Origin of the sequence: Volucribacter amazonae (genome assembly GCF_029783845.1) — a bacterium.
Lineage (GTDB): Bacteria > Pseudomonadota > Gammaproteobacteria > Enterobacterales > Pasteurellaceae > Volucribacter > Volucribacter amazonae.
This window is the reverse complement of the sequence record NZ_LWID01000001.1, coordinates 1,446,791-1,456,324: the sequence shown is the minus strand read 5'-3', so window position 1 is coordinate 1,456,324 and position 9,534 is coordinate 1,446,791. Positions and strand designations below refer to the sequence as shown.

Genomic DNA, 9,534 nt, shown 5'->3' with positions numbered 1-9,534 from the left:
CTGAAAATTTTCGCAAAACAGACCGCACTACCCCCAACAAGGCAAGCTATTGAGCAATCCTTTGAGTTTAATCATCTCTCTTGGCATGGGTTCGGCGATGGTGAACCCCACAATATCGCTTTGCTTTGCAATATCGTTAATCACTCGGCTAACCGCTGATAAAGTCATACCATTAGGGTCAGTGCCGACAGCGATTTTTAGTTCATTGGGGTCAAGCACATCAAGATCCAGATGAATTAACACCTTGCTTTTGCCTGTTTGTTTCAGCCATTGCAGGATTGGGGTTGAGCTTTGATTTGCCGCTTGGCTAGAGATAGAGGCAATGCCCCAATCTTGTCGCCGTTGTTCCGCTGGGTTGGAAAATTCTCGCAAGCCCACAATCAAGGCATTTTCTAGTTTAATTTTGTGTTGAGGTAAAGTGGCGGTGATATTGGCATCGCCAAAACCGCCAATTTGTGCCAATGCCATAGCGTGGAAACCCCGATAAGGGTCATAGGGTAAATTCAAATCAGGGTGGGCGTCAATCCAAATAATCGCCACATCATCGGCATATTTATCCGCCAAATAGGCAAATGGGGCTACGCTGACCGCGCAATCGCCCCCTAAGGTGATGACACGTTCTGGCTGTTCCTGTTGCAAAATCGCCCACGCATTTTGTAGCTGCTGATAAATAGCAGAATACGCCAAAATCCCTTGTTGTTCAGGGGTTTCCCACTGCTTAGATACCGCCACTTGTCGTGTAACGCTTTGAGTTTTGGGGGCAAGAAAGTCCAAGAGTTGCGAACCGAGCATATAGCCTTGTCGTGATTGCTCAATGGGTAATTCGGTTACTAGCTGTTGCACAACTTCTTGCCCTGCCCCTTGCCATTGGGGAAAAGTGAGTCTTAAATTTTTCATGTTACTCCTGTTTAAAATCTGCCATAAGTTGATGAATAACATCGGCAACACTTTGTTTTTGTTTGATTAAATCAATCGCGGTATTGACGGAAATAATCCCTTTATCAAGTTTGCCCTCACGCATTGCCCAGCGTAATTCTGTTTCCGCCGTAAGACTTGCCTCGTCCTCGCCTTGTTGATAACGTTGAGCGAGCTGTTTGGCAAAAGGGGTTGGGATTGAGCGTTGAATAGGGGTAACAAACTGCAACGCCTCCGCACGACTTTGAATAATTAATTGTTTAACATTCTCTGCTGTTGGGCTTTCAATGGTAGTCAAAAAGCCTGTGCCTACATAGACACCGCTTGCCCCCAAAGCAAACGCCGCGCGCACGCCACGAATATCGTTAATTCCACCAGCGGCAAGCACTGGGATACGCACGCTATCCACAATAGTTGGCACAATAGAAAACGTGCCAATTTGATTGCGCGGAATCCAACCGCCCTCATCAATGCCAGTGGCAACCAAAATATCCGCCCCCATTTGCTCCGCTTGTTGCGCATTTGCCACCGTTGGGGTCAAAGCACGAAAAATAATCCGCCCTTGCTGGGCTTTAATTGCGGAAAATAATGCCTCATTCGGCTCGCCCACTAAAGCAAAAATCCGCATACCTTCCTCAAAGGCAAGCCCAATATTGCGTAACGCATAGTCCAAATTTGCTTTATCTTCAGCGGCAGGGGAATAAATATTTAGCCCTGTGGGCTTTTGCGTCAACTGATGAATACGGCGAATTTCTCGGCGTAACTGGCCAGCGGAATCCAACGCCGGATCTTTATCGCCTGCATTGGGTCCTAACACCCCCAAACCGCCTGCCTCCGCCACCGCCGCTACAAATCGCGCGTCCGTTAGCCAATTCATCGGCGCTTGAATAATGGGATATTGAATACCGAGTATTTGGCAAATGGGATTGATCATTTTCACGGTTTTATCCTTCTTGATGACTTAACACATAACCAATCTCGCTCGCCAAACGCATTTCTTCACACATAAACCATAAATCGCTGATTTTGCCGTCATCGCCAAAACGAATACTAGCAATCTCGTCCCATTCCACACGGCGGTGCGTGGCTTTTGCCCCAGCAAACTCGCCTTTATGCAAAGCAGTCATATGGAAGCGAATCATCACTTGATTGCCCTCGCCAATCACTTCATACACCTCAACAGTTTGCTCGCCCAATGCCTGTTGCAGTTGCGACCAGCCCTGCTCCACCCATTGCAACAAATTGCCCTTTGGCGGAATACTCGCCCCAGTTGCCCGATACAAAGCGGCAAATCCCGCACGATGGGTTACCGCCTCTTTGGCTACCACTTGTCGCATATAAGCCAAATCCCCTTGCGGAAAGGCTTGCTCAATTAATTTACGCACAATGGCTTTATTTTGTTCTACTGTGTTCATTTTTAATCCTTTGTTTAACTTCATTGATTGAATAACAAGGATTATAATTAAACATAATAATGTTTAGAAGGCGCTAAAACTGATTTCACTATTCATAAATATGGATAATGTAAAAGCAACAACAAAGGGAGAAGCGGAAAATTTTTTCAAAACCGACCGCACTTTGACAAGTCAATAAAAAATTCAGGCTGCTTCTTAATGACAGCCTAAAAAACTTCCCCAAAACCCACTGCACTTCTACACTTCCTGCCTTGTTGGGCGGAAGATAATTTCATTAATGTCCACTTCTTCAGGTTGGCTAATGGCAAATGCTACACAACGGGCAAAGCTATCCGCAGGAATTTCATTTTGACTGTAAAAATGCTCCATTGCCTGACTTGCCATAGCGGAACTTGAGCCATGTTTTAACTCGCTGGCGACTGCGCCGGGGCTTAGTATGGTTGTGCGGATATTGTAGGGCTTCACTTCTTTGCGTAGGCTTTCGCTAATGGCACGCACCGCCGCTTTACTGGCGGAATACACCGCACACATCGGTCCCCACACATGACCTGCCACCGAAGACACATTGATAATTTGTCCGCTTTGTTGCTGTTGCATGGTTGGCAACACCGCTGCAATGCCATGCAAAACACCACGAATATTAATATCAATAATCTGATTCCACTCGTCCACTTTTAACTCTTGCAATAAGGACAAAGGCATCACCCCAGCATTATTGAGCAACACATCAATTCTGCCGTATAACTCCAAAGCACGTTGTGCCGCTGCTTGCATTTGTGCCAAATCCGCCACGTCAGCTTGCACACAATGTTGTTCACTGATGCCCAACTGTTGCGCTAATTGTTGCAAACGCGCCAAACGGCGCGCCACTAAAATCACTTTCGCCCCTTGTTGCACCAAATGACGCGCAGTTTCCTCCCCCAAACCTGAAGATGCTCCTGTAATTAACACCACTTTATTTTCAATATTGTTCATTGTTTTTTCCTTATAAAATCAATATGTTTGTTCAATTCATCATTCTGTTATGCCGTTTTCAACGAGGAAATCGGCGTAACAAACTTTAAGTTAAATTCATTAATTTGATAATCCGCCAAATCAGGATAGAAACTGTCCTCCGCCAAAACCTTTTCCAATTCCGCTCGGTTAGCCACATTGGCAATCACCAAGCCTGAAGGTTGAAGCGTGTCGGTATAAGGCCCAGCCAGCACCAATACCCCTTGTTCAATGTATTTTTGTATCCACGCCACATGGGAAGGCAATAAGGCTTGTTGTTGCTGTTTGCTCATCTGGGCTTTTACGGTAATATTGATTAAAAACATCATTTACGCCTTATCTTATTGATTTAACATTGTTAATAAACGCTCAGCGTGCTGTTTGGCTTGTTGCTGTTGGTGCGCCAAGCCCACTTGGTCATCTCGCCCAATATAACTCACGCCATTGGTATAAATCGGCGTTTGCAAATCCAAGCCACACAATAATGCGGTGGTTTCAAATGGGGTTAAGTAGTCCTCAACAGAATGTTTAAATGCCCCATTGACTTGATACACTTCCGCTGGTGCGCCTGTGGTAAAGGATAAAATCAGTTTTTTGCCCGCTAATTTACCTTGTGAACCATGGGCAAAACCATGCAAAAACACCTGATCGAGCCATAATTTCATTAACCCCGGCAGGGAATACCAAGAAAAGGGAAATTGCCACACAATCACATCGGCATTTAATAAGGCTTGTTGCTCCTGCGCCACATCAATTTGATAATCAGGATACAAGCGATCCAAATAACGAATTTCTGCCTGCGGTAATGCCTGTGCCACTTCTGCCAAAATGGTACGATTGGCGACAGACTGTTCTAAATCTGGGTGTCCTGAAATAATTAAAATGTTTTTCATTGCTTTTTCCTTTTGTTATTGACGATGAAAAGCATTTTATTCTTGCGATTAGAGATAATAAATCCCATAATTAGACAAATTGTTTCAACCAAAGATTTAAAATATGCAAAAAACTGACGAACTTCGCACCATTATTTCCTTTATTCAAGCCAGTCAATCGGGCAGTTTTACCCAAGCGGCGGAAGTGTTAGGCTTAACCCCTGCGGCGGTAAGTAAAAACGTCTCTACCTTAGAAAAATCCTTAGGGGTACGCCTGTTTAACCGCACCACGCGCAGCCTAAGCCTGACCAACGAGGGCAAGCAATTTGCCGAACAAGCCAAAATTGCGGTGGAATTATTGGCACAAGCCAGCGAAAACCTACGCCAAGCCAATGTTGCCCCACAAGGCAAAGTCAAGCTCTCCTTACCGCCCAGCATTGGCAGGCTCTATGTCGTCCCTCATTTAAGCGAATTGCAGCAGCGTTATCCGCAGATTCAATTAGAATTGGATTTTGATAACCGTGTGATTGATTTTGTACAAGAGGGCTTTGATTTAGTGATTCGTGGCGGCAATATTCAAGACTCAACGCTTATTTCGCGCAAAATCGCCATCATGCGCCAAAGCATTGTGGCAAGCCCAATCTATTTGCAACAAAAAGGCACGCCTCATCACCCTAACGCGCTGGCACAACATCACCTTATTGCCCGCCGTTTTAGTCATGGCAAGCTCGTGCCTTGGTATTTTCGCCAAGCAGACGGCAGCCTTGCCCCACTGGAATTAAGCCAACCTAGCCTTGTGATGACCGATATTGAAGCACTAGCAGACGCCACCCTGCAAGGCTTAGGCATCGCCCAACTGCCCAATTACCTCGCCCACCCCCTGATTGCGCAAGGCAAATTGCAGCCCTTACTCAAGGACTATCATCACAGCGAACCTTATGAACTGGTATTACAATACCCCCACCGCGCCTTACTTGCCCCGAGAGTGAAAGCCGTTGCCGAGTTTTTATTGGAGAAATTGAGCCAAGAATACGCCCTAATCGGCTAATGATAAAAGTAACGAAATAACCACAAAATGCGATGAAATAAGGTATAAAGCATCAACACCAATAGCACCACGCCTGATACCCCATTGAGGATATTCACCCTTTTGGGGTAAGGGCAAGCGCTAAAAGCAACAGCATACAGCAACAAAATCAAGCCATTCAACATCAGTAACAGCAATAGCCAAATCACCAGAAACAAAGGAAATCCCCAAGCAATCTCTAGCAATAACAGCAAAAAGCCCATAAAAAAGACGATATTCTTCAAATAGGCGATACTAATCATCAAGCCACCACGAAAATAGCCATGCGACACCTGCGCTATTTGCCCTTGTCCATCAACCTTATCTTTTAAAACAATCAATGAAAAATACAACAAATAACCACTGCTCAATAAAGTCAACACAGTGAACCCCCATTCACTGATGGCAAAGACCAACCTCATAAGGATAAAAGACAAAATAATCAACATTAACGCACCAACAATCGCCCCCATTATGGTTTTTAGCCCTGCCCACACGCCATATTTCACACGGACAGAAAACACCAATCTAACAGGGGCAGAGGTGCTTAAAAACAATAATATTGCCAGCGTATAAATCAGTAAGAACACATAATCCATCGCCTCCCCCTTATTTTTCTCTTTCATCAAACTACCACCAGCCTATCCCCTCCCACTTTGATTGTCAAAAATAATTTTATATCAATAAGTTAAAGACAAATGTAAAAAATATAACAAAAACTGACCGCACTTTTCTCTTGACTTAATAATTTTATAAGTTTAAACTCTTAAACCTATTAACCTTACTTAAAGGAAGTCAATATGAGCCAACGTACAATGTCTTTGCTACAAGATTGCATACCCTTGTTTAGCTTGTTGCAAGATGAAAATCGGCAAAAAATTTTAATGTTATTATTTGATTATGGTGAAATGACGGTCAACCAAATCACTGAGTATTTGCCTTTATCGCGTCCAGCGGTATCGCATCATTTAAAATTACTCCTGACTGAACAATTAGTTACCGTTAGAAAAGTACAAAAAGAACGTTATTATGCTTTGCATATTGAGCTGGCATTAATGCGGTTAAAAGCCTTAGTGCAATCCATTGAACAAGATCAGCGAAGTCGCTAATACGCCCTAAGTTTTAGGGATTATTTTTAATCAAATAGGTTTAAATGTTTAAACTTATTATGTAACAGGAGAAAAATTTATGTTTTATCAGCAACAACCTAACTGGCAAGCCATTATGCAAGCCTTACCGCGCGATTATCATTTATCCTCAGATCAGCTCCCACAGGAACAATGGTGGCAATGGGGAAAACACCGTATTCATCTTGATTGTTTTCGCAATCCGCAGGCAGTAGCCAAACTGATTTGTTTGCATGGTGTTGGCACGAATGGGCGCCAAATCAGTTTGATTGTAGGGGCAAAACAGGCAAGTTATGGCTATGAAACCATTATGCTGGATATGCCTACTTATGGGCTAACGGAAACCGCTGATCGTGGTGCGGTACGTTATGATGATTGGGTGCAATTGGTTTGTGATTATATTGAAGAAGAAGCACGCCGCGATCCTCGCCCTATTTTTCTCTATGGATTGAGTGCTGGTGGTATGCAAACCTACCATGTAGCTTGTAAACAAGCTAAAGTCAAGGGCATTATTGGTATGACTTTTTTAGATCAACGCTTGCCTCAAGTCCGTCAAACAACGGCGATTTCGCCACTAATGGGAAAAATAGGTGTGCCTGCTATGGGAATAGCTTGCCAAATGGGACTGGCAAAATGGCGTGTTCCGATGAAATGGGTATCCAAAATGTCGGCATTAGTGAATAATCCGCAAGTTTTGCGTGTAATGCTTAAAGATCCGACTTCGGCGGGAAATTGGGTTTCTATGGGGTTTTTGCAAAGTTATATGAATTATTGCCCTGCCATTGAACCTGAACAGTTTAGCCAATGTCCGATTTTATTAACGCAACCGACACAAGACCATTGGACACCTTTAGCATTAAGTGAGCTTACCTTAGGGAAAATCACGCAAGTGCCTGTTAAAACGGTGCTATTACCTGATGGTGGGCATTACCCTATTGAGGCTACGGCTTTACAAACGTTGAATGATGCCATTCATCAATTTATTCAGCAACAGCTTGGTTAGTCTTTTCAGGCTGCCTGATGCAGCCTGAAAAACTTCCCCAAAACCCACCGCACTTTATAGGGTTGGGTAATCTAAATAGCCCTGTTCGCCACCGCCAAACATTGTGTTGCGGTCGGCGGTGTTGAGTGGTGCGTTTTGGGCAAAGCGTGTTGGTAAATCGGGGTTGGCAAGGAAAGTTGTCCCGTAAGCAATCAGATTGGCGATGCCTTTATTGAGTTCTTGTTCGCCACTGTCGCGGTTGTAGCCTGTGCCTGCGATTAAGGTTTGACGGATTTTGCTGCCAAATAATGCTATTTCGTCTTGTTGTGGATAGTGGGGTAACAACGGAAACATAGGCACACGTTTCATCAGTTCCACAAAGGCAAAATCCAGTTGGTTCAGTTGGCTAATTAAGTAGTCGTAACTGGCAATGGGGTCATCAAAAGCAATGTCGGCGTAAGGGTGTAAAGGGCTGATTTTGATACCAACACGTTCGCCACCTACCGCTTCAATTAAGGCTTGCATCACGTCTAGGGTAAAGCGTGCTTTGTTGGCGAGACTACCGCCGTATTGGTCTTGCCGTTGGTTGCTGCTATCGGCAAAAAACTGTTGGGGCAAATAGCCGTTAGCGGCGTGAAGTTGCACGCCGTCAAAGCCTGCGGCAAGGGCGTTTTTGGCGGCTTGCGCATAATCGGCAATGGTTTGTTGAATTTCCTCAAGGGTAAGTTCGCATGGGGGTTCAAAGTGTTGTAACCCTTGTGAAGTAAAATGTTGCATGCTTTGAATGGCAATCGGCGATGGGGCGACAGGCAACTGCCCTGCGCGATCAATGGAATGGGCAACCCGCCCTGTATGCCAAAGTTGAGCAAAGATTAAACCGCCTTGTTGGTGTACCGCTTGGGTAACGCTTTGCCAATGTTGGATTTGTTCTTGGGTATAAAGGCTTGGGGTAAAAGGTTGTAACAGTTTCATATTTTATTCCTTTGATTTGATTAATGAAGCTTTACATTATAGTTGTTGCAAAAATAGTGCATAGAGACAATAATGCAAACTTACGTTGCAAAAATGGAACAAGATAATGAATGTTGATTTAAATGATATACGCCTATTTGTGGGCGTGGTGCAAGCAGGTAGCCTAAGCCAAGCGGAAATTTTGCTGAATATTCCTAAATCACGTTTAAGTCGGCGATTAACCCAGCTAGAGCAATCGCTCGGCATTTGCTTAATGGAAAGAGGCAAAAAAGGCATTATGCTCAATGAACTTGGCTCGCAGTTTTTCCAGCAAGCCCAAATCATGCTACAAAATGCGCAACTTGCCATTGATAGCGTGCAAAGCCAATCGCAACAACCGCAAGGCTTATTGCGCTTATCGGTCAGCAATGACATTGCCCATGCGGTGCTTGCCCCTTTGTTACCGGAATATCTTAGCCTTTATCCTGCGGTCAATCTGGATATTGAGGTCAACAATCAACGCATTCATATGATTCAAGATGGGGTAGATATTGCCCTACGGGTCAGAACCATTGATAGCGAACAAGTGGTTGCTCACAAACTGCGAGAGATAAATACTGGCATTTACGCCCACCCCGATTACCTCGCCCACCGCCCTGCTCTTTTGCAACCGCACGATTTATACCTGCATCAATTACTGGGCAAAAGCGAAATTAGCCATTGGCATTTTGAGAAAAACCAACAGAAAATCCAGATTGAACCCCTGTATCGCATACGTTCAGGCTCATTTCAACTAGTCGCTCAACTGGTAGAACAAGCACAAGGCGTAGCCATGTTGCCTTGTAATCCTGCCCTTATTCAGCCCCATTGGCAAAGGCTATTAAGCGATTGGCAAATGCCGCGCGTCCCCCTTTATCTGCTCTATTATAAAAATCGCGGCAACGCCCCAATAGTACGCAGTATGATACAGTTTTTAAAACAGAAAATGGCGGAGATTTAAGGCTACCGACAAACCTCTAGATATACCTCTAGAGGTTTGATCTAATAGGCATATTGAAAAAGCTCAAAAATACCGCCACTCCCCAATATGAAATAGAGATAGCTCATTCCAAAAAACCACCTTTAAAGATGAGTGAGAAAATCGGGAAAATAACCGTTTACACAGTTATCTGAAAGGAAAATCAAGAGAAATACGACAAAGTAAAAAAACAAA

The 9,534-nt window shown here is 44.2% G+C and carries 12 protein-coding genes; 4 read left to right on the top strand and 8 right to left on the bottom strand.

All coding sequences use genetic code 11. The features are described 5' to 3' along the window. Positions 1-27: 27 nt before the first annotated feature. The 6 genes from A6A20_RS07010 to A6A20_RS06985 form a co-directional block, all read right to left on the bottom strand. Positions 28-897 (bottom strand): arginase family protein, encoded by an 870-nt coding sequence (locus A6A20_RS07010; protein ID WP_279572770.1) that lies wholly within the window; start codon positions 895-897, stop codon positions 28-30. 1 nt (position 898) lies between these two features. Next, on the bottom strand, positions 899-1,849 hold the full coding sequence (locus tag A6A20_RS07005) for an NAD(P)H-dependent flavin oxidoreductase (protein WP_279573764.1): 951 nt from the start codon (positions 1,847-1,849) through the stop codon (positions 899-901). A gap of 10 nt (positions 1,850-1,859) precedes the next feature. Next, entirely contained in the window at positions 1,860-2,330 is a 471-nt protein-coding gene (locus A6A20_RS07000; RefSeq protein ID WP_279572769.1) for an ester cyclase, read from the bottom strand. Between the two features lie 237 nt (positions 2,331-2,567). Then, the gene (locus A6A20_RS06995; RefSeq protein WP_279572768.1) at positions 2,568-3,305 is read right to left on the bottom strand and encodes an SDR family oxidoreductase; all 738 of its coding nucleotides are present in this window, start codon (positions 3,303-3,305) and stop codon (positions 2,568-2,570) included. A gap of 47 nt (positions 3,306-3,352) precedes the next feature. Beyond that, positions 3,353-3,649 carry a YciI family protein gene (locus A6A20_RS06990; protein WP_279572767.1) on the bottom strand — a complete coding sequence of 99 codons (297 nt, stop codon included), beginning with the start codon at positions 3,647-3,649 and terminating at the stop codon, positions 3,353-3,355. 15 nt (positions 3,650-3,664) lie between these two features. Further along, positions 3,665-4,216: an NAD(P)H-dependent oxidoreductase gene (locus A6A20_RS06985; protein ID WP_279572766.1), complete on the bottom strand. Its 552-nt coding sequence runs from the start codon at positions 4,214-4,216 to the stop codon at positions 3,665-3,667. Positions 4,217-4,319: 103 nt separating this feature from the next. Between A6A20_RS06985 and A6A20_RS06980 the strand changes: the two genes are divergently transcribed. Beyond that, positions 4,320-5,243: a LysR family transcriptional regulator gene (locus A6A20_RS06980; protein WP_279572765.1), complete on the top strand. Its 924-nt coding sequence runs from the start codon at positions 4,320-4,322 to the stop codon at positions 5,241-5,243. Here the strand turns inward: A6A20_RS06980 and A6A20_RS06975 are convergent. Next, positions 5,240-5,887, bottom strand: a complete 648-nt coding sequence (locus tag A6A20_RS06975; RefSeq protein ID WP_279572764.1) for a LysE family translocator — start codon at positions 5,885-5,887, stop codon at positions 5,240-5,242. The genes A6A20_RS06980 and A6A20_RS06975 overlap by 4 nt on opposite strands. A 174-nt stretch (positions 5,888-6,061) precedes the next feature. Here A6A20_RS06975 and A6A20_RS06970 point away from each other — a divergent pair, with 174 nt between their 5' ends. Both A6A20_RS06970 and A6A20_RS06965 read left to right on the top strand, forming a co-directional pair. After that, a complete protein-coding gene (locus A6A20_RS06970) occupies positions 6,062-6,370 on the top strand; it encodes an ArsR/SmtB family transcription factor (RefSeq protein WP_279572763.1) in 309 nt (102 codons plus the stop codon). 79 nt (positions 6,371-6,449) lie between these two features. Beyond that, entirely contained in the window at positions 6,450-7,391 is a 942-nt protein-coding gene (locus A6A20_RS06965) for an alpha/beta hydrolase (protein WP_279572762.1), read from the top strand. A gap of 54 nt (positions 7,392-7,445) precedes the next feature. Here the strand turns inward: A6A20_RS06965 and A6A20_RS06960 are convergent, their stop codons facing one another. Further along, complete coding sequence (locus tag A6A20_RS06960; RefSeq protein WP_279572761.1) at positions 7,446-8,342, bottom strand: oxidoreductase; 897 nt, start codon at positions 8,340-8,342, stop codon at positions 7,446-7,448. 106 nt (positions 8,343-8,448) lie between these two features. Between A6A20_RS06960 and A6A20_RS06955 the strand changes: the two genes are divergently transcribed. Then, positions 8,449-9,321 carry a LysR family transcriptional regulator gene (locus A6A20_RS06955; protein WP_279572760.1) on the top strand — a complete coding sequence of 291 codons (873 nt, stop codon included), beginning with the start codon at positions 8,449-8,451 and terminating at the stop codon, positions 9,319-9,321. Positions 9,322-9,534: the final 213 nt, after the last annotated feature.

Bases quoted from the DNA above. Each gene is read 5' to 3' on its own strand.
- A6A20_RS07010 (WP_279572770.1), bottom strand. From the start codon at position 897: ATGAAAAATTTAAGACTCACTTTTCCCCAATGGCAAGGGGCAGGGCAA.
- A6A20_RS07005 (WP_279573764.1), bottom strand. From the start codon at position 1,849: ATGATCAATCCCATTTGCCAAATACTCGGTATTCAATATCCCATTATT.
- A6A20_RS07000 (WP_279572769.1), bottom strand. From the start codon at position 2,330: ATGAACACAGTAGAACAAAATAAAGCCATTGTGCGTAAATTAATTGAG.
- A6A20_RS06995 (WP_279572768.1), bottom strand. From the start codon at position 3,305: ATGAACAATATTGAAAATAAAGTGGTGTTAATTACAGGAGCATCTTCA.
- A6A20_RS06990 (WP_279572767.1), bottom strand. From the start codon at position 3,649: ATGTTTTTAATCAATATTACCGTAAAAGCCCAGATGAGCAAACAGCAA.
- A6A20_RS06985 (WP_279572766.1), bottom strand. From the start codon at position 4,216: ATGAAAAACATTTTAATTATTTCAGGACACCCAGATTTAGAACAGTCT.
- A6A20_RS06980 (WP_279572765.1), top strand. From the start codon at position 4,320: ATGCAAAAAACTGACGAACTTCGCACCATTATTTCCTTTATTCAAGCC.
- A6A20_RS06975 (WP_279572764.1), bottom strand. From the start codon at position 5,887: ATGAAAGAGAAAAATAAGGGGGAGGCGATGGATTATGTGTTCTTACTG.
- A6A20_RS06970 (WP_279572763.1), top strand. From the start codon at position 6,062: ATGAGCCAACGTACAATGTCTTTGCTACAAGATTGCATACCCTTGTTT.
- A6A20_RS06965 (WP_279572762.1), top strand. From the start codon at position 6,450: ATGTTTTATCAGCAACAACCTAACTGGCAAGCCATTATGCAAGCCTTA.
- A6A20_RS06960 (WP_279572761.1), bottom strand. From the start codon at position 8,342: ATGAAACTGTTACAACCTTTTACCCCAAGCCTTTATACCCAAGAACAA.
- A6A20_RS06955 (WP_279572760.1), top strand. From the start codon at position 8,449: ATGAATGTTGATTTAAATGATATACGCCTATTTGTGGGCGTGGTGCAA.